At 48.5% G+C, this 22889-nt stretch carries 18 protein-coding genes and 3 pseudogenes; 13 read left to right on the top strand and 8 right to left on the bottom strand.

The window, feature by feature from the left end:
• Positions 1 to 11: 11 nt before the first annotated feature.
• The 7 genes from ACOI7D_RS02360 to ACOI7D_RS02330 all read left to right on the top strand — a co-directional run bounded on the left by ACOI7D_RS02360 (position 12) and on the right by ACOI7D_RS02330 (position 10479).
• Positions 12 to 3605, top strand: a complete 3594-nt coding sequence (locus ACOI7D_RS02360) for a phage tail tape measure protein (protein ID WP_109547528.1) — start codon at positions 12 to 14, stop codon at positions 3603 to 3605.
• 20 nt (positions 3606 to 3625) lie between these two features.
• Positions 3626 to 4099, top strand: coding sequence for a hypothetical protein (locus tag ACOI7D_RS02355; protein ID WP_086624306.1), 474 nt, complete (start codon positions 3626 to 3628; stop codon positions 4097 to 4099).
• On the top strand, positions 4086 to 4571 hold the full coding sequence (locus tag ACOI7D_RS02350; RefSeq protein ID WP_021313618.1) for a DUF1833 family protein: 486 nt from the start codon (positions 4086 to 4088) through the stop codon (positions 4569 to 4571). The genes ACOI7D_RS02355 and ACOI7D_RS02350 overlap by 14 nt, the downstream gene beginning before the upstream one ends.
• A gap of 9 nt (positions 4572 to 4580) precedes the next feature.
• Positions 4581 to 4961, top strand: coding sequence for a hypothetical protein (locus ACOI7D_RS02345; RefSeq protein WP_032750767.1), 381 nt, complete (start codon positions 4581 to 4583; stop codon positions 4959 to 4961).
• Positions 4958 to 8041: a host specificity factor TipJ family phage tail protein gene (locus ACOI7D_RS02340; RefSeq protein WP_117140848.1), complete on the top strand. Its 3084-nt coding sequence runs from the start codon at positions 4958 to 4960 to the stop codon at positions 8039 to 8041. The genes ACOI7D_RS02345 and ACOI7D_RS02340 overlap by 4 nt, the downstream gene beginning before the upstream one ends.
• A 61-nt stretch (positions 8042 to 8102) precedes the next feature.
• Positions 8103 to 10232, top strand: coding sequence for a hypothetical protein (locus ACOI7D_RS02335; protein ID WP_204161450.1), 2130 nt, complete (start codon positions 8103 to 8105; stop codon positions 10230 to 10232).
• Between the two features lie 7 nt (positions 10233 to 10239).
• Positions 10240 to 10479 carry a hypothetical protein gene (locus ACOI7D_RS02330; protein WP_226453176.1) on the top strand — a complete coding sequence of 80 codons (240 nt, stop codon included), beginning with the start codon at positions 10240 to 10242 and terminating at the stop codon, positions 10477 to 10479.
• 47 nt (positions 10480 to 10526) lie between these two features.
• Here ACOI7D_RS02330 and ACOI7D_RS02325 read toward each other — a convergent pair whose 3' ends face one another.
• A complete protein-coding gene (locus ACOI7D_RS02325) occupies positions 10527 to 10730 on the bottom strand; it encodes a hypothetical protein (RefSeq protein WP_109547526.1) in 204 nt (67 codons plus the stop codon).
• 10 nt (positions 10731 to 10740) lie between these two features.
• Positions 10741 to 12717, bottom strand: a complete 1977-nt coding sequence (locus tag ACOI7D_RS02320) for a hypothetical protein (RefSeq protein ID WP_109547525.1) — start codon at positions 12715 to 12717, stop codon at positions 10741 to 10743.
• Between the two features lie 78 nt (positions 12718 to 12795).
• Between ACOI7D_RS02320 and ACOI7D_RS02315 the strand changes: the two genes are divergently transcribed.
• The 4 genes from ACOI7D_RS02315 to ACOI7D_RS02300 all read left to right on the top strand — a co-directional run bounded on the left by ACOI7D_RS02315 (position 12796) and on the right by ACOI7D_RS02300 (position 16194).
• Positions 12796 to 13374 (top strand): recombinase family protein, encoded by a 579-nt coding sequence (locus ACOI7D_RS02315; protein WP_109547524.1) that lies wholly within the window; start codon positions 12796 to 12798, stop codon positions 13372 to 13374.
• Positions 13375 to 13424: 50 nt separating this feature from the next.
• Positions 13425 to 13847, top strand: a complete 423-nt coding sequence (locus tag ACOI7D_RS02310; protein WP_109547523.1) for a hypothetical protein — start codon at positions 13425 to 13427, stop codon at positions 13845 to 13847.
• Positions 13848 to 14507: 660 nt separating this feature from the next.
• Entirely contained in the window at positions 14508 to 14927 is a 420-nt protein-coding gene (locus ACOI7D_RS02305; RefSeq protein WP_004179627.1) for a translesion error-prone DNA polymerase V autoproteolytic subunit, read from the top strand.
• Between the two features lies 1 nt (position 14928).
• Entirely contained in the window at positions 14929 to 16194 is a 1266-nt protein-coding gene (locus ACOI7D_RS02300; RefSeq protein ID WP_109547521.1) for a Y-family DNA polymerase, read from the top strand.
• Positions 16195 to 16270: 76 nt separating this feature from the next.
• Here ACOI7D_RS02300 and ACOI7D_RS02295 read toward each other — a convergent pair whose 3' ends face one another.
• Together ACOI7D_RS02295 and ACOI7D_RS02290 are read right to left on the bottom strand one after the other, a co-directional pair.
• Entirely contained in the window at positions 16271 to 17149 is an 879-nt protein-coding gene (locus tag ACOI7D_RS02295; RefSeq protein WP_142905844.1) for a hypothetical protein, read from the bottom strand.
• 17 nt (positions 17150 to 17166) lie between these two features.
• The gene (locus ACOI7D_RS02290; RefSeq protein ID WP_135733670.1) at positions 17167 to 18072 is read right to left on the bottom strand and encodes a hypothetical protein; all 906 of its coding nucleotides are present in this window, start codon (positions 18070 to 18072) and stop codon (positions 17167 to 17169) included.
• 784 nt (positions 18073 to 18856) lie between these two features.
• Here ACOI7D_RS02290 and ACOI7D_RS02285 point away from each other — a divergent pair.
• A complete protein-coding gene (locus ACOI7D_RS02285) occupies positions 18857 to 19045 on the top strand; it encodes a hypothetical protein (protein WP_142762747.1) in 189 nt (62 codons plus the stop codon).
• A 211-nt stretch (positions 19046 to 19256) separates the two neighbouring features.
• On the opposite strand, the pseudogene ACOI7D_RS02280 reads toward ACOI7D_RS02285, so the two are convergent.
• The 4 genes and pseudogenes from ACOI7D_RS02280 to ACOI7D_RS02265 all read right to left on the bottom strand — a co-directional run bounded on the left by ACOI7D_RS02280 (position 19257) and on the right by ACOI7D_RS02265 (position 22437).
• A pseudogene (locus ACOI7D_RS02280) lies at positions 19257 to 19933 on the bottom strand (SOS response-associated peptidase).
• 189 nt (positions 19934 to 20122) lie between these two features.
• Positions 20123 to 21100 (bottom strand): bacteriophage abortive infection AbiH family protein, encoded by a 978-nt coding sequence (locus tag ACOI7D_RS02275; protein ID WP_109547519.1) that lies wholly within the window; start codon positions 21098 to 21100, stop codon positions 20123 to 20125.
• A 230-nt stretch (positions 21101 to 21330) separates the two neighbouring features.
• Positions 21331 to 21642, bottom strand: a pseudogene (locus ACOI7D_RS02270) (SOS response-associated peptidase family protein); the annotation flags it as partial.
• A gap of 210 nt (positions 21643 to 21852) precedes the next feature.
• On the bottom strand, positions 21853 to 22437 hold the full coding sequence (locus ACOI7D_RS02265) for a DUF4145 domain-containing protein (protein WP_109547518.1): 585 nt from the start codon (positions 22435 to 22437) through the stop codon (positions 21853 to 21855).
• A gap of 176 nt (positions 22438 to 22613) precedes the next feature.
• On the opposite strand from ACOI7D_RS02265, the pseudogene ACOI7D_RS02260 reads away from it, so the two are divergent.
• Positions 22614 to 22781: pseudogene (locus ACOI7D_RS02260) on the top strand (isocitrate/isopropylmalate family dehydrogenase); the annotation flags it as partial.
• Positions 22782 to 22889 lie beyond the last annotated feature (108 nt).

The raw sequence follows: 22889 nt of genomic DNA, 5'->3' as shown, positions 1-22889 counted from the left end.
GAGGAAATAAAATGGCAACCCTGCGTGAACTTATCATTAAAGTTTCTGCTAACTCTCAGTCATTCCAGACTGAGATAGCCCGCGCGTCACGCATGGGGCAGGATTATTATAAAACCATGCAGAATGGTGGTCGTCAGGCCGCAATCGCAGCAAAGGAAAGCCAAAAGGCTCTTTCCGAGTTAACGGATGGATTTGCTTCTGCTGGTCGGGCCGCTACGGCAGCAGCAGCTGCATTTGCCACTGGTAAATTAGCTCAAATTGCTGACCAGTGGAACTCCGTAAACGCAAGACTTAAACAGGCTTCGGTTTCCTCAAACGATTTCACTTTATCTCAGACTCGTTTAATGGCGATTAGCCAGAGTACGGGTACTGCTTTTACTGATAACGCCAATTTATTTTCACGCGCTGCAGCATCTATGCGTGAATTTGGATATAGCTCTGATGAAGTGCTTAAAATAACTGAGGCTGTATCCACGGGGCTCAAGCTCTCTGGTGCAAGCACAGAAGAATCCAGTTCTGTTATTACCCAGTTTAGCCAGGCGCTTGCACAGGGGGTTTTGCGTGGTGAGGAGTTTAATGCAGTTAACGAATCTGGGGATCGTGTTATCCGTGCCCTGGCTGCTGGTATGGGGGTTGCCCGAAAAGACCTTAAAGCAATGGCTGATCAGGGGAAACTCACGATAGATAAAGTCGTACCAGCTTTAATCAGTCAGTTAGGCGTGTTACAAGGCGAATTTTCCGCGTTACCTCCGACAGTTTCCGGTTCAATGCAAAAAGTCACTAACTCCTTTATGGCCTGGATTGGTGGGGTGAACCAGGCGACTGGCGCGACAGATGCACTTTCTGGTGGCCTTGATGGGTTGGCAAAGACCCTGGATTCTCTTACATCTTCCGCTGTCAGCGGGGCCCTCAGTGACGTAGCAGATAATATGTCACTGGTTACCACCGCTGCAGGTGGTCTGGTTGGGATTGGATTAGCACGGTATCTTGGCGGGATTGTTACCAGCGCAAGCAGTGCTACTGGCGCACTTATCTCAGCGGCAAAATCCGAGGTGGCTCTTGCAGTCGCTCAGGAAAAAGCGGCACAATCTTCTGTTGCCGCTTCCCGCGCCGCCGTTTATCGCGCCCAGCAAGCCCTTCAGAGTGCTAAAAGTGCAGATGTTCAGGCTGCTCAACAGGAGAGGGTCGCGGCCGCAGAAGCAAGGGTTACCGCGGCACAGAGTCGATTGACTACAGCCCTCGCCACCGGGACAGCTGCAGAAAAAGTACGAGCACGAACAGCTCTGGAGCGGGCTCAGGCTGGGCTTGTGGCTGCAAAAAATGCCGACGCACAGGCTATTGCAGAAAGAAAATTGGCTGCGGCTCAGTCCGCTCTTGGTCGTAATATTGCAGGTCGGGTCTCTGCCCAAAATAACCTTAACAGCGTTACCTCTGTCGGCACCCGGTTGATGAGCGGCGCCCTTGGCCTGATCGGTGGTATACCAGGGTTAGTTATGCTGGGGGCTGGTGCATGGTACGCTGTTTATCAGAATCAGGAACAGGCCCGTAAATCAGCTCAGGAGTACGCTAGCACTATTCAGGAGGTTAGCGACAGATCTAAAACGATGACGCTAACTGAGGCCTCTGACAACGAAGATAAGGCGCGCAAATCACTAAAAGAGCAAAATCGACTTATATCGGAACAATCTAGCAAGGTTAAAGCGTTAAAAGAAGATATCGCCGGGTATCAATATATGCTCGCCAACAGGGGGCCAACTACGAGTGGTGGTTTTATGATAAACCACCTCACGAGCGTAGAGGCGGCAACGAAAGGATTGGCCTCTGCAACTGAATCATTGGCTGTAGAGCAGGAGCGTTTAACGCAACTGCAGGATAAAGCACAGGAAATTCAACGGGTGCTTGAGGGTATTGAGCATCGTCGAGTCGTTCTTATTCGCCAGCAAGCCGCTGAACAGAATGCTGCCTATCAATCTTTGATAATGATGAATGGTCAGCATACAGAATTTAACCGTCTCCTTGGGCTAGGAAATAATTTACTGATGGCCCGGCAGGGATTGGTTAACGCGCCAATGCGAATGCCTCAGGCTGATTTAACATCACAGCAAACAAATGCCCTTGAGAAAAGTCGCCGAGATTTGGATCTTTCCAAACGCAAAGGTGAAGACAAAGAGCGCACCAGGCTTGGCTATGCTGCAGATGATTTAGGGTTAACGAATGAACCGCAGTTCTATAAGGCCAGGCAAGAATTAATTAATAATGGAATTGCTGAGTGGAGAAATAACGAAGCCAATAAGCCAAAAAGGAAGGGGCCCAAGACTGATGAAGAAAAAGCAGAGGATGTTTATAAGCGCTTGCTAAAACAGCAGCGTGAACAAATAGCCCTGGAAAGCCAGAATACTGAGCTGGCAAAAATTAAATATCAGGTTACACAGGGGGAGCTGCACACCCTTGAACAATATAAAAAAGAAACGCTTCTGCACAATGCAGCACTTATCGATCAGAAAAAAATTGCTGAACAGTTAAAAACGTTCCGTGAGGGGCTGGCTGATAGTAATGCTGCTGCGCGTGACCGTGGGAGTATTGATTTTCTTGGGGCCGGGATGGGGGATAAGGCCCGCGACCGCATGAAGGAAATGGCAGATATTCGTACTGATTTTCTCGAACAGCAGCGGGACCTGCAGCGGGATTTCAGCAAAGGTCAGATTTCTGAGGACCTGTACAAACAGCAAACGGAAGCGCTGCAGGCGACGCTTGCTGAACGGCTCCAGATTCAGGAAGACTACTACAAGAAAACTGATGAACAGCAGTCAGACTGGCGGGCGGGGATCAGCGATTCACTGATGAACTACGCCGATCAGGCTGCTGACCTGAGTTCAATGTCAGCGACGGCGACCAGCGAGATTCTGAATAATGTCACAAACTCGATCTCCACCAATATGACAGACCTTCTTACCGGGGCAACCAGCTTTAAAGACGGTATGTCGAACATTTTTATGTCTCTTGGAGAAACAGTGATTAAGACGCTGATCCAGATGGCAACACAGGCGTTAATCACCAAAGCGATTATGGCGTCGTTCGGCGGTGGTGCTGGTGGGATGTTCGGTAGTCTTTTTGGTGGAGCAAGTGGAGCAGCAAGTAGTGGAACTGCGCTGCAAAGCTTCGGATCGTCTTTTGCCTTTAATGCCCTCGGTGGTGTCTACGATTCGCCTTCACTTTCCGCATACAGCGGCGGGGTATACAGCACTCCCCAATATTTTGCCTTTGCGAAAGGCGCGGGCGTGTTCGGTGAAGCTGGCCCGGAAGCGATTATGCCCCTGACCCGTGGCGCTGATGGTTCGCTGGGGGTTCGTGCGGTTGGACGTGAGTCACCGGCAGTCCAGGATGCTGCAAGGCAGATTGAGGCGCAACCACGAATCGCGGTCAGTGTTGATGCCCGTAGCACGTTTAGCGGGCAACCTGACGACGCAACAATGCTGGCAGTAGATCGCAGGAATGCTGCGCTGGAACGACGCATAATTAACACGCTCACTGCTGAAGTAAATAATCCTCAAAAGAAATTCGGTCGTGCCATCTACTCCAATCTACAGCCCAAAAAACCACGCTAGACTGCCCGGAGGGAAAGTTAATGGCGGATATTATCTATCCGGATGAGTACCTGCCCATGCCTCTTATGGACGGGTACGGTTTTAAGCCCATCTCACCGTTACTGCGAACGGAAATGACGTCCGGTCGAGCAAGGCAAAGGCGGCGATACACCTCAACACCCACCCAGGCCTCGGTTAAATGGATTTTTAAAACTGATGGGTTGGCGCAGGTATTTGAGGCTTTTTTCCGGGACGTGCTGAAAGATGGACAGTCCTGGTTTTATTTGAGATTACAGACCCCCATCGGTGTAAAGCCCTATAAAGCCCGTTTCGTTGATATATACGAAGGACCGACTCTGGTAGCGCCAAAATACTGGCAGTACAGCGCAACGCTGGAGTTATGGGAGCGTCCGTTACCGCCTGCAGGATGGGGGAATTTCCCGGAATGGCTGGCTGGTCAGTCGTTACTGGATATTGCGCTAAACAGAGAGTGGCCTGAGCATGACAATTCTTGAGCAACTTTATGCAAGCAGCGGCTCTGAAGTCATTCACGACACGCTGCAGATCACGGCAGGTGATCAGAACTACTGGCTTACCCGCGGGTGGGACAATATTACTGTCTCGTTAGAAGACGGACAGCAGGTAACGTTTGAAGGGTGTGCTATCGATATAGCATTGCCTGCCAGGAATGCCGACGGAACGCAAGATCTGAAATTTTCCATCAGTAACATCGATGGTGTCGTATCCGATGCGATTGACAGAATTCTGGACGAAATGAAATCGGCAACACTGACTTTTCGGCGGTACATCTCCTCTGATTTATCTGCGCCGGCGGCATCGCCTTACACCCTTGATGTGAAATCCGGATCGTGGACGGCAACTGCGGTGCAGGTAACTGCCGGATATATGAACATCCTTAAAACGGCCTGGCCGCGTAACCGTTATAACCTGGCTGAACATCCCGGTCTTCGTTACATGTCTTCCTGAGGTATTCACATGTTCCATTCTGATAAATACCTTTCGGTCAAATGGCTGAAGGGCGGGCGCGTTTATCCTGAGCTCGACTGTTTCGGCATTATCAATGAAATCCGCGGCGATCTCCTTCTCCCGCTATGGCCGGATTTTTCCGGCGTGACGAAAGATGAGGGAGGGCTCGATCGTGAGGCCAGGAAGTTTATGAAATCCCTCACACGCTGCGAGCCTTGTGTCGGGGCCGGGGTAGCTTGTTATTCAGGATCAACCGTGACGCATGTTGGTATCGTAGTTTTGCTGGATGGCCAGTTGCAGGTTGCCGAATGTAATCCGGGAACCAATGTCACCTTTCTACCTCTTCCGCGATTTGTCCGTCGGTTTAACCGTGTGGAGTTCTGGCAATGACGATAAGAATTTACCCTTCCCGGATACCCGGAGCACCGCTTGAAACTCATGAACATGGCAATATTACGCTGCACCAATGGATGGTCAGAAATGTTCCTGGATATAGCCTGGAAAGATCTCACCCAATTGCCGTTGAATTAAATGGTCGCCAACTTTCTCCCGATGAGTGGCCGCTTTGCCAGTTGAGCCCAGACAGTGATATCAGAATTTACCCTGTTCCTTATGGAACGGGGCTGGAAATTGCCGTCTGGGTATCTGTTGCGATTTCAGCTGCCAGCGCAGCCTACTCGTTGTTCTTCGGGCCGAAAGTCGATCTCGGTGGTTATTCATCGGGTAGTGGTCGTTCGCTGGAGCTAAACCCTGCAAAAGCTAACACAGCGAAACTTGGAGACCCGATACGTGAGGTGTTTGGTCGATGCCGCATCTATCCTGATTATCTGGTGCAGCCGGTTACCCGTTTTGACCCCGATGATCCAACGCGAATGACGGTCGAAATGTTTCTTTGCGTCGGGCAGGGGAGATTTTCGTTTACGGGAGGAGATAAACGGATTGGAGAAACCCCGGCAGCCTCGCTGGGTGATGGTTTCAGCGATAAGGTGTACCAGCCAGGAGAGGACGTATCTTCTGATCCCCGAAGTGAAAACTGGTTCAACTCGACAGAAGTCGGCGGAACATCAAGCGGAACAGGGCTGGATATGGCCCAGACCTCGCCTGATTCCGATGATATTATCGCTGACAGCATGACGGTTTCTGGTGCATCCGTAACATTTACAGGTCTTGATACGGATGATGGCGACGATGACGACGAGGATGATAATTCTCTCCCGGACAGCTGGGTAACGAGGGCCATAGTTGAAATTAAGGCGCCGACGAATTATCTGATCTCCGCTTCTTCTGGTTACAGTGTCTTTGCCAGCTCGTTGCTTACCGAACTTGCTCCTGTAGCGGGTATGCCGGTGACGCTGAGTTTCAACAGTGTCGATTATGACCTCGTCATTGCGTCCTATACCCCGGGTCAGGAGGCGGTGCCTGGCGAGGGTGGTAGCGCGGCAAAAATTCAGGCCAGTGCCGCTCCTGTTACCTACGACTTTTCAACCAGCTCTAGCACTTTCATGATCACATGGCAGGGCACTACCTATACGGTATCGCTGGTAGCGAACTACATCTCGATGTCTGGACTGCTGGCAGCCATCACCGAGGGGCTCACTGGCTCCGGTCTGGTCGCGCGGGACAACGGCGGTACCGTACTGATAGCCGAGGCGGCCAGTCCGTTCGTTGGTGGGGCAATCACATCCTCCTCGCTGCCTGCAGCCGTTTTCGGTGATGCCCCGGTTTACACCTCCGGTACGGCATCAACCGGCGGCAGCCCGGCGGTAACGGCAAACGTGACGCTTGCGTATAACAGCACTACGGGAACGGCTTTCTCCGGCATGCCGGAGGGGGTGCAACGGCTTTCACTTGCTCACCGTGGCAACGAATACCAGATCGTCTCGTCAGACGGCACAACGGCGACAGTGGAGCGCCTGGTTTCCGGTGCCGTTGATGAGTCATGGCCGGGATTCATCGCCAGGACGATGATCGACTATGAGGCCACCGGACTCAATGACACGCTGAGCTGGCTGGGGCCTTTCCTCGTATGCCCTGAGAATGAAGTGGTGGATGCATTCGAGGTGAATTTCTCCTTCCCGAACGGCATCTGTGGCTTCGACAGTAAGGGGAAAAAGCGGCTCCGGCATGTTGAGTGGGAGATTCAGTATCGCGTCTACGGTTCCGGATCGGGGTGGGTGAGTCACCAGGGAGAGTACGCGCTTAAAAACATCAACGGGTTAGGTTTCACTGAGCGGATCACCCTCAGTTCTCCGGGGCTGGTAGAGGTTCGCTGTCGTCGACGCAATGAGCAGGGCAGTAATAACGCGCGCGACAATATGTACTGGCAGGCTTTGAGAGGGAGGCTTCTGGCAAGACCGGTATCCTACTCAGGTGTAACAACCTGGGCAATTACCGTTGAAACCGGGGGGAAGCTGGCGGCACAGTCTGACAGGCGCGTCAGCGTGATCGCTACCCGTGAATATGACAGTGGAGGTAACAGAACTATAAGCGGCGCATTCCGTCATGTGGCAAATAGTCTTGGATTTAATGCTAATCAGCTCGACACCTCTGCAATAAATGCTCTTGAAACTGCCTGGTGGACGTCAAGGGGAGAGTATTTTGATTATGAGGCAAGCAGCGACAGTGCTTCAGCAAAAGATATTTTCGACAAAATCACTGAAGCAGGCATGAGTTATTTTTTGTTGTCAGACGGGCTCTTGTCTGCCGGGCGTGAAGGCGTCAAAAACTGGACCGGGATCATTACCCCTCAGGATACGGTTGAAGAAATGCAGACCTCATTCAGGGCCCCTTCCGATGATGACTATGACGGTGTTGACGTCACATATATCAATCCGGTTACCTGGGCAGAAGAAATCGTTCAGTGTCGGACTGCTGATAATCCTGTGCCACGCAAAGTGGAGTCGTACTCTCTGGGCATTGTAATGACTGCAGATCGTGCTTACCGGATAGGTATGCGCAGGCTCATGAAATATCTGCACCAGCGCAGGACCTATGAATGCACAACTGAGCTTCTTGGCTGGTGCTATCAGTTTGGCGATCACATCATTCTTTCTGATGATATTCCGACGGGTAAAACAATCAGCTGTCTGATAGAAGGCGTGACATTCGATGATGAAGTTATCACGTTAACAGTCACTGAGCTTCTTGACTGGAGCTATGCTAATCCGCGCTGCTGGATTCAGTTTCAGGGGGGACGGCCGTCGACTCGTTTGCTAACGCCGACACGTGTCGATGACTTCACCCTTACTATACCGTTCAACGACGACCTACACCCGGAAGACTGGATAATGGATGATCCGGATGTTGAATTACCTCGCCTGTTGTTTTGTGACAGTGAGAAGGGGGCGCGGCACGGTATCGTTCAGGAAATTGTCCCGTCTGATGACTGTACTTGCCAGGTCACAGCCCCGGAATATAAAGAAATCTTTTACGCATACGACGACGCTACATACCCTGGCGACGTAGCTTAGCAATTTCAAAAAAATCAATTCACCCGCTTCGGCGGGTTTTTTCATTTTTGGAGCACAATGTATGGCCAACATCGAAAAACTTGGCTCGTCATCACCAGAGGTATTGCTTAAGAATGCAACTAACCTCGATAAGTTAGTCAATGGCCGGGAATCGGAATCATTACCTGATCGCTTTGGTGTACTGCGCAAAACCTGGCACGGCATGGAGATGATCTTCAGCCACTTTATAGACTACATCACTGGTCGCGGCGAGCAGGCAGTTGCAGCTATCGGCTGGCAGGAGCTTGGCAACTGGGCTGTTGGTCTGGTTGTAGATAATCGCCAGCAAATCGTCTACTACAATGGCTCCTGGTACAAATACCTTGGCGAGCTTGAGCACGTCATTGCCGGGGATTCTCCTGAGAACGATGGCGGTGTATGGTCGGCTGCAAACCCCACAGGGAAATGGTCGAACATCGGTGACGCGGCTCTTCGCTCAAACCTGGGTTCAAGCGAAGAGGGTCAGGGAGGGTATTTAGTTGCATGGGCCAGGAACTATTCCTGCGATGTTGCAGCAAGCGTCGCAGTGTTTATGTCCGCTCAGAAAATCAATCTCTGGGAATATAAACACCTTTGTGTTCCAAAGGCAGATGATCCAGCAACGCTGGACTGGGCGCCGGCACTGCTAAAAGCGTTGAAGGATGGAGCCAGGTATCGCAAGGCGGTTTATGCTCCAGGCTTGGATGATCCGTATTACGTCTCAAAAATTAATGAGATTTTAACGAACCTTGACACAAGCGGGGCTGAGTCTCGCATGAGCATTTATGCTCTGGTTGGTGATGGTGCTAACCAGACTCGGTTCTATTCTGATACAGCAGATGACCGGGTTATGGAGTTTCGCACGTGTCGCATTATGTGGAAAGGATGGTCATTATCTGGTCCTGGTTTAAATGCTTATATGGGCGTCAAGCTCGGGGAAGTTTCCACAATAAGTGCAGTGCGTTTGTCTTATGTTGAAGATGTAAAAATAGGTTGGTTCAGTAACCCATTCGTAGTAGGCCATGCTTGGGATTCTACCTTTGTGAATTTGCACATTCAGAACTGGGGAAGAAACTCGGTATATATTCAGGAACGTGCAGATGATAACTCCAACAACCTGACTTTTATTCACTTGCAGCTGGAACCGACGGAATACAACGGAGGAGATACCTGCCGTGGTTTTGTTTGTATGGGCGGTACTACTGCAAACAATAAACATCATAGCATTCGTTTAATTCAGCCTCATGTTGAACCAAGAAACTGGAATTGCCAGCATTTCTATATCAGTAACTGCGTTGGAGTTACGGTCGATACGCCTAGCGTAAACCGCAATAACAGCCTCGTTGATGAGAATGGGAATTCGCTTGTGGCAAATGCCAATATTGCGCCAGCGATTCATATCATTTCCAGCGTTGGCGTCCATTTCAATGGCGGACAAATAACGCACATTGGGCCAAGAGCGGATGATGTGGCTCCGATTATCAAGATTGAGGGCATCGTAAAAGATATCAGATTCAATGGTTACATTGATACAGGGAGAGCATCGGTTGCGAATTTTGCAGGTGGTATTGACTTAAGCAACAGCCCCAACGCATCACGTGAAGTATATTTCGATGGTGCCCCGGTCGGTTCGTTTACATCTTTCTCAAGCGTCCGAAACATGATGCGCCTGTCTGTAATGGCTAACATACAAAGAACTGTTTCAGCCTTGGCTGAACAGTATTCTATAACCGGAACGACTGATACTGGTACTGTACTGAAGTTCTTAATGGGAAACACTGCAGACCCGTCAACCGCACCAACAGAAATAATGCGGTTGTATAGCGAAGGGTATCTGTATAACAAAGGCTATGTGTCGCCTACGGTGACTATAGCGGCAGGTGCGAGTTACACCCATATCGTCGGCGCCGGAGTAAACAACCGCCGTGGTGAGTACAAAATTACGGGCCTGGAAGATGACAATACCCTTTTCGGCTCGTTCTTTAACGTGCCTAACAAAGCGCCAAAACCCACGGGAATTATTGGTGATGGAGTCAATCTTTCTCAGGCGCAGCCTGACGCGTCAGTCACAAACAAACTCTGCGTGTACCAGAGTGGACAGTATATCGTTTTAGAAAACCGTCGCAGCGCATCAGTTACGCTGGCAATTCGTTTCGATTCAGGTATCAGTTGAGGTATTGATGGCACTCATTACGTATCGTTCAAACAAAACGGTTCAGGCAATGCTTATTGAAAACATTGCCATTAACCCGGATTACACCGCCACCATAACTGACAGTAACGGGCAGGAACTGGCGGTTTCATCAGATTATGTTTTGCGTGAGAAGCCGAGAGCGGGAGGTTACTACATGCTGAACGGAGAGGGCTTTGAAAGCTTTATTGATAAAGAGCTATTCGAATCTGATTTTGCGGAGAGTTGAGGAGGTATATTTTATGAATGTATCCCGCCGTTATGGCGGGATATGATTCAATCAAGCAGGCTCAGAACGGTGCTGGATGTATCAAACCCTGCATTAAACAGAGCAGCCTGACCGGTTAAGATAACGTCCAGAATATCCTCGCAGTCAAAATCTGCGAATAACTGAACATCCCGTTCCTTACTGGTTATCTCCAGTAAAACTGCCTCACCATCAGCGATTTTGGAAGTCGATGGATAAATGAAGTAGTGCATGTATCACCTCTTACGGTAAGTACCAGAACGGACGGGTAACGTAAATCCGCCCGGTAAAGCCTGTGAATTTTAAACCCGGCTGGATGAAGTCATTCCCCTGCCAGTAGTTGCTGGCCGCCTGAGGGAGCATTGCCTGGTAATCAGCACTGGTAATCGGCATCCCCTGTCGTTGAGTTGTCATGTTTATTGCCGCACTTTCAGAAAAGGTTCGACGTATAGGGGTGCTGGTTGCTGTAAACACCTTCGTATCAGCGTCCTGAGTTACCCTTACGCTGTTGCGCAGATAACATGCCATCACTGAAGAAACCATAACATCGCCCACAGCATCAGCTATGCGGATCGATGCAGTACCCCAAATCAACTCAAGGCTGGTACCTGCTTTTGCTTCATTCGTACAGAACAGCTGCACCACCTCCGTTGGGTCAGTAAGTTCAATGATAAACGGCATATAGCCGTCAGGGTCAGCATCTGCCATCGTGCCATAGCGGCATTTCGCATTGCCGGTTTTTAGAGCGGCCCATGCGTAATCAGTAGAGAGCAAATCACCACCAACATCACCCGTACTTAACTCAGTAAACCCAAGAACGCGGTTTATCCTGTTTGAGCAGGCATCGCTGTAGCTGTTGGGAAATGGCGTCCTTAGATCGATTCCCCGTGGAGTTTTTAGATATACGCCAGTGTTACCCGGCGGCCCCGCCAGCGTGGGGTAAGGCGTGTTGGGTTTGATCCCCGCCCGGCCAGACGTATGCGATTCGTCGGTGACTTTCAGAGACTGACCGTAAACCGAACTCGGACACTCGTATTCCTGATAGATGCCATAGTACTCAGCGCTCAGGCCAGCAAGCGTCCTCCTTACGTCCCTCTTCACAGCTTTGCCAATGAGAACCGTTGATTGCGAATAGCTTTGCGGGGCATCTTTGAAGACAGTCCGCCCCTGAATGCCTTCTATGTGCCCTGAAACATATTTAAATTCAACCGGGGAAAGCGGACCAATACGCAGCATATGCCGACCAACAAAATCTGTTTTAACACCCTCCAGGGTGAACTCCCCTCCACCCTTAATCCAGAAGGCATCATTCGCAATGTTGCCGAAGGTGCAGTTTTCATAGCGCATATCTTCGCCGAAATTGTAGAATGCTTCTGGCACCTCCATCCCGTTCCAGCAGCGTGAGAAATAACAATCCCTGAAGCCGCACATGAAGGTGTAATATGTTCCCCAGCGATGGTTGGTATGAAAACCTGTGATTTTCATATCGCAAATCATTAAGTTCCGCACATCAAGCTCACACGGAACATCATTACCGAAGATGACCCCCACAGTTTCAATCGTCGGATTACCGCCGGAATCCAGTGCGTAACCAGGTCCACGCAGTGTCATCCTCTGCCCGTCCATCGCAAAAAATGGCTTATTACCAACCGCCTGATTCCAGTATTTGCTTGTAGCACCCTTCCAGCTTGTTTCTGCCTGATACATAGCCTTTGTCAGTTGAGGAAAATCCTGATTCGAAATCCTGAAGCTATAATCATCAAGAAAATCGCCAGCCTCAAAATATGGGCCGCCGATGGTTCCGCAACTAATAAAAGGCGGCAGGTCTACTTTCTCTGTTATTTTAAACTCACAGATAAAGTTAGTCGGTACTATTTTAATGATGCTGGCTACGTTGTTAACCCGCCCACTGGCAACGACCTTATTAATGATTGCGTCCCTGGCCTTTTTTAATACAGGACTAAAGTTTGAACCATCAACGAGAATACCAGCCAGTCTCAGATCGTACCCCTGGCTGATATCAGCTTTCCATCGGGCGCCACCTGGCGTTACAAAGATTGAAATGCCATCGTCCGGTGACGTTGTGTCTGTCGGATCATGCGTAAGAATGGCATTGACGGTGGCCGCCCCTGCGGCCGCCCGCTCCAGAATGATGGACTGCCCGTTATAGGAAGGTTCGATGGCTCTGAGGGTGGAAATGTTGGGGCATTTTCCAACCAAACTGAACCCTTCGCCTGAACCCAGGTTTACGCGAATAAGATAGGCAATTTACAATCAGCATTTTCAAAGGGTTGCATAATGCTGATTGGCTACGCGCGGGTGTCTACCGGCGATCAAAACCTCGATTTGCAGAGAAACGCGCTGATCCGCGCAGAATGTGAGCAGATTTTCGAAGATACAGCGAGCGGGAAAAATTCCAGGCGCCCAGGGCTGAGGCGTGCTATGCGTCGTTTAAAACCAGGTGATTCTCTTGTGGTCTGGAAGCTGGATCGCCTTGGGCGTAGTGTTCGTGACCTCATCACTCTGGTGTCGGAGCTGCAGGCGCGCGGGGTGAATTTTCGCAGCCTGACCGACTCGATCGACACTTCGACGCCAGCAGGGCGATTCTTCTTCCACGTCATGAGCGCCCTGGCGGAGATGGAGCGCGAGCTGATAGTGGAGCGCACCCGAGCCGGGTTGGCTGCAGCGAGGGAGCAGGGGAGAGTCGGCGGCCGCCGCCGGGTAATGACTGAAGAAGTGGTGGAGAGATGCCGCAGAATGCTGGAGAACGGCGCAACCCGGCACCAGATCGCAGATGTGATAGGGGTGGGAGTGAAGACGATCTACAAATACTTTCCTGCTGCCGTCCGTGATCAAGGATTCCTGCCCTTCCCGTGATATGTAACATTTGAGATAATAAGTTATTTCAGTTTTGAAAACAGTTTGGTTTGTTCGTGAACGGTAAGAAAACAATAAGTTTTGAGCAATTTTTAACTATTAACAGCAATCTTGTTTCCATCTCAGATACATGGGCTGACTTGTGGGCGTTAATTTTTCACACGGGTTTAAGCGCTGGAAGGCTGCTGAGTATTCGATATGATGATATTGATGGTGACTTGATACTGATACGAAAACAGGGTCACCTGAAGGAGCTACGTGTTGAATCAACCCCTCCAGTGGGGGCGATGATTGCTCGTAGAAGAGAACGCTATCCAGAAGATGTTTATTTATTTCAGAGTCATTCTAACCGTGTGAAGTACCATCGCCGGCCGGTCACTATAATTGCTTTCAACGCCGCTTTACGTCGCGCCGCTAGATCATTACCAGACGTTAACGTAAGCAGTAGTAGCGCGAGAAACATACCGGACTAACCGCCTGTCCATTAGCGTGTGGCCGATGTGACAGGCGTGGGGGTGAAGACTATTTACAAATATTTTCCGGTACAATACGGCGATAAAAAATCCCCTTGAGCAGGCACACTCAAGGGGAAAATACTACATAACATCATTGCTGTGTGCGTCTTTGCGCTCGTCCATCTTCTAAGAAGATGCCTAAAGTTTCCAGATATTTCTGGTCTGAGTTGTTACATCATGGAGGAGGTGCCGATGTGATAGGTTAAGAGCGAAGACGGTCTGTAAGTACCTTCCGATGTCGAGGAACAAGGATCATGAATTTGAGTCTATACCATCCCAATTCATACATTCTTTGTAAGTCTATGAAATATTGAGCAGAGTATTCTGTTCGAAATGAACCATATGGAATAGCCAAAGGCTAAAATGGCCAGCGTAAAAACAACAATCAGCAAGTCCGTCTGTGACATCTTATATCCATTTTGCAGTGGCAGGTTTTGAGAAAAGATAGTTCAAAGCAGGCACATAGACAACATAATCACTAAGTGAAACCAATATCAGGGGCTCAAAGGTGATTGATTTCCCCCTCTGTGTTCCTGATTGATAGTTAAAACCTCTATTGATCAGATTAGCGAATAAAACTACTGTATATAAAAACAGTGTTTTGTGAGCGAGTTTATTATGCAGTTCTACACGCCCGTTGAGTTACGCCAGATCATGCTGCTCCCGTTGTACAGTGACCTTGTGCAGTGCGGCTTTCCTAGTCCAGCGCAGGATTATGTTGAGCAACGTATTGATCTGAACGAGTTGCTCGTTAACCACCCAAGTGCGACGTATTTTGTCAAAGCCGCCGGCGACAGCATGAAAGACGCAGGCATAGGGGAAGGTGATCTTCTGGTCGTGGATAGCTCAAGAACAGCAGTTCATGGCGATATCGTTATTGCTGCTGTGGATGGGGAATTCACCGTTAAGAAGCTGCAACTGCATCCGCGGGTTCAGCTTAACCCAATGAACCCTGCATATTCGCCAATAGTCGTCGGTAGTGAGGACACTCTCGACGTGTTCGGGGTGGTTACGTACATCATTAAATCAGCTGGCTAAGATGTTTGCGCTTTGTGATGTGAATTCATTTTATGCATCGTGCGAGACCGTATTTCGTCCTGACCTGAAAGGGCGTCCGGTGGTCGTTCTGTCAAACAACGACGGCTGTGTGATCGCCCGCTCGCCAGAGGCGAAGCCCTTCGTCAAAATGGGTGAGCCTTATTTCAAGCAAAAGGACATGTTTCGCCGGCACGGTATTATCGCGTTTAGCAGCAACTATGAGCTTTATGCCGATATGTCCAACCGAGTGATGACAACGCTGGAGGAACTCTCTCCACGCTGTGAAATTTACAGTATTGATGAGGCATTTTGCGATCTTACTGGTGTGCGTAACTGTCGCGATCTTACCGATTTTGGCAGGGAAATTCGCGAGACGGTTCTGCGCAGGACGCACCTCACGGTCGGCGTCGGCATAGCCCAGACTAAAACCCTGGCAAAGCTGGCCAATCACGCGGCGAAACAGTGGCAGCGGCAGACCGGAGGAGTGGTGGATCTGTCTAATCAGGAAAGACAGAGGAAGTTGATGGCTTTGCTTCCGGTGCATGAGGTCTGGGGCGTCGGGCGCCGCATCAGTAAAAAACTGGAGGCCATGGGGATAGACACGGTGCTTAAATTAGCCGATACGGATATTCGCTTTATCAGGAAGCATTTTAACGTCATGCTGGAAAGAACAGTGCGGGAGTTGCGCGGAGAGCCATGCCTCGGGCTGGAGGAGTTCGCACCGGTAAAGCAGGAAATCGTGTGCAGCCGTTCGTTCGGCGGCCGTATCACTGAATACCATGAGATGAGGCAGGCGATCTGCAGCTACGCCTCACGTGCAGCGGAGAAACTCCGTGGTGAGCACCAGTATTGCCGATTTATCTCCGCATTTGTCAAAACGAGTCCTTTCGCGCTGAACGAGCCGTATTACGGCAACAGTGCATCAGTAAAGCTGCTTACACCGACCCAGGATAGCCGGGACATTATCACCGCGGCGATAAAATGCCTCGATGCAATCTGGCGAGACGGGCATCGCTACCAGAAAGCAGGAGTAATGCTGGGAGATTTCTACAGCCAGGGCGTAGCGCAGCTCAACCTCTTCGACGACAACGCGCCACGGAAGAACAGTGAAAAGCTCATGGAAGTACTCGATCATCTCAATGCGAAGGATGGTAGGGGTACGCTGTATTTTGCAGGGCAGGGGATTCAGACTACCTGGCAGATGAAGCGAGAAATGCTTTCGCCTCGGTATACCACAAGATACAGTGACCTGCTCAAAGTCAGGTGATTCGCCCATTAACAGTAGTGGCGATGCTTCTATATTCCGATTAGAGTGAAGAGCCGACTGATCACTAATTGGGAACCTACGCCATTTCTGTTGATCTGGATGGAAGTTGTAGTTGCCAATGAACCTCATCCTCAGGATGAGGGCCAGCATACATAACAATTACATAGCTAACATCATCATGATGGATAAAATGATAATAGATACGAACAGCTGCAGTGCTGGTTGTGTTATCACCTTTTTTAAGGTGTGTTTCAGCGCTATATTTTACACGTGTAACATTTGAGTCTTCGCTGACAACTTCTAGATGAGTTGATATTCCACCAGTTTGCGCATGATCAATCCCCTTTCCGCGGAAGTAGGCGTCGACTCTACATCCTGGGGGCTGCGACAACAGCTCTACTAAGCAGTCAGCAGCAAACTTCATAAAACTTTTCCGGTGTGATGCTATTCCATCACAATTGGCATAAACGTGGGGAGAGAAAACTAAACGTGGATTTTCAAAAGATAGCTGTTTGTAATAGGCAGAAATACTTACTTCTGGCTCTGATACTAAAGGCAGCAAGCCGGTTACTTTACCGAAAAACGTGTTTAAAAAGGTTGTGTCTGCTTTGTTCTTACGAGATAGCGATGCAGGCCATCCGTCAACCCCGGCCTCTGGCTTGATGAGTTTTGCACCCAACTCAACTGCTATCTCAAGCTCAATCTCCATCTCGGGAGTAATTTTACAATAAGGTAATAAGATAATGTGGAGATTGTCGTACTCTTCATCATCTTCACTATCCAGCCAGTCCTGGAAAGAACGCACAGCATCATGGGGGGTAGGAACCAGCACAAAATCCCCTTGTTTTCCAACGTCAGCTAAAACCTGACGACAGCGAGTCCCCCTCCGGCTACATTCAGCAGAAAAACGTTTTGCCTGAGATTTAAACATTCCGATAACAAATATCGTATTCATATTTAAATCTCATCTAGTCACTGACGAGATTTAAATAGAAGAGTATTCATCATTGTAGGGAGAACCATTTGTGCAATATCATTTTCAGCCATGAGGTCAAGTAGCTTATGAGCTAGTTGTCTTGGCGGTAGAGCTTCGGTTGGCGTAAATTGCTCACTAACAGGCAGGGAAGACACTACGTCTTTCTCCTGTAGTGAATGACTTACACCAGAAATGCATAACTCATTGAATGGTACCTCATTTCTTTGGGCCCATGAGCGCATGTATTGCATAACACGGGGAAGGCGGTGATTGCGCCACAGCGAACCATGAATACCAAGTGATTTTGTGAAAGTAGCATTCAGTGCACTTGAATACTTATCCTGAATTTGTGACGAAATAACTTCTTTCTCAGTATCACCGAGAGGAGCACCAGCTAAAAATGCTCGCATCCAGCTAAGCTGCTCTGTTCCTGAAATAGGGATGATTTCAATGAATCCTTGCGGGTTGCCAGAAACCTCAGCTTCCTCGGCAGTATCCAGAGAAGGAATAAAATGGATAATCTCTTTTGTCTTTTTGTTAAAAAAACGTTTTCTTGAAGAATCCGGATTAAGGAATGCCTGCCATACATTATTGCGGACAATGACATTCTGATTTACTGGATGTGGAGTATGTTGGGTATTAAGAGAATGTGAATGCATCTGTTTGTAGATACGAACATCGCTTTCGTCAGGTACGCGAACAACCCGGGCTATATCGCCATGAAATCTTTCGAGATAGACGGCAAACTTCCGACAACCTTCCTTCTGAGGATCAAACTCAGGTAATCTGCGAGCAGCAAATTCAGACTGAATACGCTGTTTTAGACGTGCACCAAGCTCGGGAGAGTGTTCAGTAAGAAGCGAAGGTAGGATTTCTGATACAACAATCGATTGATCCGACATGGGTTTCCTCTAATATAAACGATGCGATGAATCTGGACATACTGTCACGGAGTGTGACAAATATCCCCAGATACGACAAAATATTAGCATCGAGTTCCTAACTATAAGCCACGTCGGTCAATGGGCAGAACCCGGCACCCCACGACACATTGGCGCTGCTTAAGCTCCTGAGAAGATTGGATGTAAATAGTCCCAACGCTTTTCTCAGAATGGCTCTGAAATTAAGAGCGTGCCTAAAGTATACGCGTTAGTATTGACATGTCAACAGTGCTTAAAGTGTTTGGCAGTTCAAGCATAACGAGTTTGTATCAGGAAACGGAAAACATCCACCTTGCGGGAGGGGGCGTGGAAGGGTAAAGCGTATTAGTTCCTCGGATGCTTGAAACAAGCAACCCTGCGAAGGGCTGATGGGGCTTTAACTTGTTCGAATCTATGTTTTCGCAGGTTATACAGATACAACAAACCACACGAAAGATGCGGAAATTGGTGCACATCATGTTATGATGTCTTGAAAACAGGCTCCGTTGTTAAAGGTGAAGGCGTAAGGCAGACGCAATGAACCTAACTGCAACAGGTTAGCATTCACTAAAGACCACGTTCTCCATAGTAAATGGTCGAAGTCCGCTATGAGCGTAGAGCGGATGTCAAAATAGTAGCTGCAGGCACACTCTGCCAAATTAAACTTAACAACCCAGCAGCGAACCGTTCATAAATTTGCATCAAAATAGATGTAACAAAAATATGGTGTGATGTATATAAATAACAATGACTTAGGTGGGGTTTTATGTATATTTATGAATGGGCATTCTTTGATAAGAACGGCGATAAGCTTCCCTCGGTAGTAACAACCGAACAGCGTAATTACGCCGCAGGTGATATGAAAAGCTACAATGGCAAACACTATAGAATTGTTCACAGGATCATTGATCGAGTGACTACAGATAGTGACCTAAATATTGCTGTTGAAGTTTGATATTTACCATAACATCTTTTTCCTGCCTCCCTTGAAAGGACCTTAGCGCGCTTTTGCAGCGTGGGGCGTTCCTGGCAACTGCTTCGGACCAAATCCTGAGAAACGTCCCTCATGACTCCAGCATATCTGCATGGCTATTTAGTTTGATCTGTTTTCCATGGAGTAGTGCAAGAGATGTTGAACTCACAGCATATTTCGGACGTTTTATAAGCTATGCTTTGATAGCCTCAATCAATTTCGGCCCCTGATTTTTCACATTACCCACCGCGCGGGAAACGGGGTGCCATGTGAAATGGTCGGTGGACACTGCACCATCTCCGGCAATCTCAACTGCCTGCGACATCCTGGAGCCTGGCTCATCTATTCGCGAGCTGCTTCCGGCGTCAGAAGAACCAGCGGCCGGCGGTCATGAATATCGACCAACCCCTGATCGGCCGCAGCGGTGGCAATCAGAAAGCATTCGGCTTCGTCTCCACGTTCAAATGGTGTACTCCCGATTGCCGCCATGAATATCGGCTGGCCATCGGCACGATGGATAAAGTATGGCTGCTTCTTGTCGCCTTCTTTTTTCCATTCAAACCAGCCATCCGCAAAGCAGATCGCCCGACCGTGTTGCCACAGAGGTTTAAACATCCTGCTACTGGCAGCAGTCTCAACCCGGGCATTAATCAATGGGGGTTTATCCCACCACCCAGGCGCATAACCCCAGTGGACCGGATCGAGGTGCAACTGTTCGTCGCGTTCGCTCAGGAGCAAAACTTTAGTCCCCGGAGCCACGTTGTACCGGCCGATTGGTTCGGGGTCATAAGCGATATCCCGCTCGGCCTCTTCAGCCAAATAAGCCAGGTACTCTTCACGGGTTTGTGATTGAGCAAAGCGTCCACACATGGTTACCTCCAGTCTTCAGAATGAAAGTATAGAAGGAGAGACACTGGACGATGGGGTTGTATTAGGAATAGCGACATTCGTCATCAATCGCGCTTGGCCTACTGATGGCGAATGTCCGATATGATAAAATAGCGAACATTACCCCTTTTACTAACATGCCTATTTAGCCGAGCACTACTTTCGTTGTAGTCACGACCTTACCAGCAGGCTACATACTGGCACAATTAGGGGATATTCAATGCCTATGCTCTGCAATGCATGTAGGTGTTGATCACGTTCTTTTTCAAGATACCATGTCGCTGTCCAGGTCGAATTAGGCTGGACGTGTTGCTTAATGGCAGCGAAGTAAGGCATGTCGACCGCTGATAAAGAGTGTCCAATTATGATCACCTCGTTTACCGCGTTGAGTTGAGAGAAAAATGATTGGTTTGCATCTATCACTTCCTCTGTATTTTTGAATGAGTGGGTAAAGTACCGATTCAGAGTCTGTTTTCCTATTTCATATGCAAAATCGTAATTATCAGACATGTGTTGATACCACTGTTCTAGCTCCTCATCCGTTGCGTCCGTGGGCGGCTCTTGAGGAGGCTCTTTGAAATTTTCAGGATCAATCCCATGCCCCAGTATAAGCCTATCCCCAGGTAAGGATGCATTGCCGTGGATGTAAAGAATCTGGTTTCTTTTTATTCCGTAATAGTATTCAATAGTTCTGGTGTAATTAAAGTTTATAAATAGGGCATTGTTGCATAGTTGCAGTATTTTATCGGCGGTAAACTCTGGATATTTAACTTGAGAAATAAACGACATAAACTGGGTGAAAATACCATCAGTTAAATTTTCAAGAATTCGCTGCATTTCAATTTCAAATGCATGCCAGTCTCTATCACGAAAATCTGGGTCACCCAGATTTGGGAGATAATCGGTAAATGCATCCAGTACAGCCTGAGAATCTAACCCTGCCAGATTACTTTCAAATTCACACCACAGACGATGTTCATCCTCATTCAGTTCGTCAATATTTTCAGGGAGTTCTGTGAAACCGACAAACTCAATTAAGTTGTTGTACGAATCCCTCTGGTGAGATCGCAAAAAATAGGCAAAAGAACAATAGCTGGTATCAAGGCCATGGTGTAAATCAAATCCGTTTCCAGTTATGTAAAGTTTCATGGTGCGAGGATCCTCTCTGTAAGTTGGGGCTTCACCATTTATTATTACTTCTTTCGTATATTAACAGAACTTTGTAGTTTTGACGGTAACTTATTCACGCAGATTGATACTACACTGCAACTCGGTAAAACCAGAAAGATGTATATGATGTATGCTCCGGCCACATTGCGGACGTTATGGATTTACAGGTGCTCATTATCAACTGCCAGCCCCCGTGACATCCTGCATCATCTATTCCCGGGCGGCGCCAGGACAAGCGGCCGGCGGTCATGAATATCGACAACCCCCTGATCGGCCGCAGCGGCCTCAACTCGTGCATTAATCAGCGGTGGTTTATCCCACCACCCTGGCGCGTAACCCCAGTGGACCGGATCGAGGTGCATCTGTTCATCGCGTTCGCTCAGGAGCAAAACTTTAGTCCCTGGCGCCACGTTGTACCGGCCGATTAGTTCTGGATCATAGGCGATATCCCGCTCAGTTTTTTCGGCAAGATAAGCCAGGTATTCTTCGCGTGACTGTGATTCAGCAAAGCGTCCGCACATGGTTACCTCCAGTAGTCATACGGGAAGTATAGAAGACAGAGAAGTGAACATTTCTTTGAGCGGAAAAGAGCTCGGAAAGGTTGCGATTGATGGGGGATTCTCCCCCATTTCTCCCCGTACAAAAAAAAAGAATAAAAACCAGTCTTAAAGGGCTGGTTTCTCAGGGATTTTTGGACGGCACGAGAGGATTTGCCCCGCATGGCAGCGTTTCTACTTATTGTCGAGATTAATGTTCATTTTAAATAAGTTAGAGAATGCAAGCGCGGATTTTACATAGTTAATTGCATCAACTTGCGATGGTTCTAAACCATATGGGCCATGTACAACTTCATTCCTTAACTTTCTTAAACTATCTAACATCTCAGCTTGATGAGCGGTTATGTATTCAGCTCGGCGTAGCTCTGAAATTTTTCTGATCGGTGGTAACTTGGAGGGGTATCCACTTGACATAGCGGTACTGCCAACATTTTTGTTAACTATGAACTCATCAATTGAATTTTCAACAATTTTCCAAGCGTCTAAAATCGCTAACCTTGGGGGGAGTTCTAGCAACTTATTTTCAACCTCCTGCTGTTCAAAATCAACTCCCGACGGAGGTAGTTCAACTTCACTGACGGTAGCTATCTTTGCTGCCTCGCGACTAAAGTTGGCGTCAACAAAATCTCCAACTTTAATAGAACTCAAAGAGCTAGCTAGTGCAACGATAGTTTTTCGATATCTGATCGCAATGAAAAGGAGAATACCCGGCCACGTGCAGTGTTCAATCAATTTACTGAAAAACGTTAACCAATCCATAGAAAACTCTTAAATAAGTATTTTCATTGAGGGATAGAACAGGATATTCCTTCCCCAAAACGAAAAGCAACTATAGTAGTTTCAATAAGTTACCACATGGCATTTTTTGTATGCAACTTATTCTTTGATGCTTCTATTTGCATTTAAATTCAGCATGTTAGCCAATTTTCAAATATGTATTGCTGCGCCACATGCAGTGGTTCGAAGCCGCAGACCTGATCGTCAAAGGCATGGAAGGCGCTATCGCCGCCAAGACCGTGACCTATGACTTTGAACGTCTGATGGAAGGCGCTAAACTGCTGAAATGTTCAGAGTTTGGCGACGCGATTATCGCGAACATGTAATCTGGCCCCCAGATTATGTCAGAACGGGAACCTGGTGGTTCCCGTTTTTATTATTAGTTTTCGAACGGTTATCAAAATTTTATCAAAATAAGTTATCAAAACCCCTCC

The organism is Klebsiella sp. C360, assembly GCF_048822415.1.
In the GTDB taxonomy this organism is placed as follows: Bacteria; Pseudomonadota; Gammaproteobacteria; order Enterobacterales; family Enterobacteriaceae; genus Klebsiella; species Klebsiella quasipneumoniae.
The sequence above is the reverse complement of the archived record's forward strand: the minus strand, read 5'-3'. Positions and strand labels throughout refer to the sequence as shown.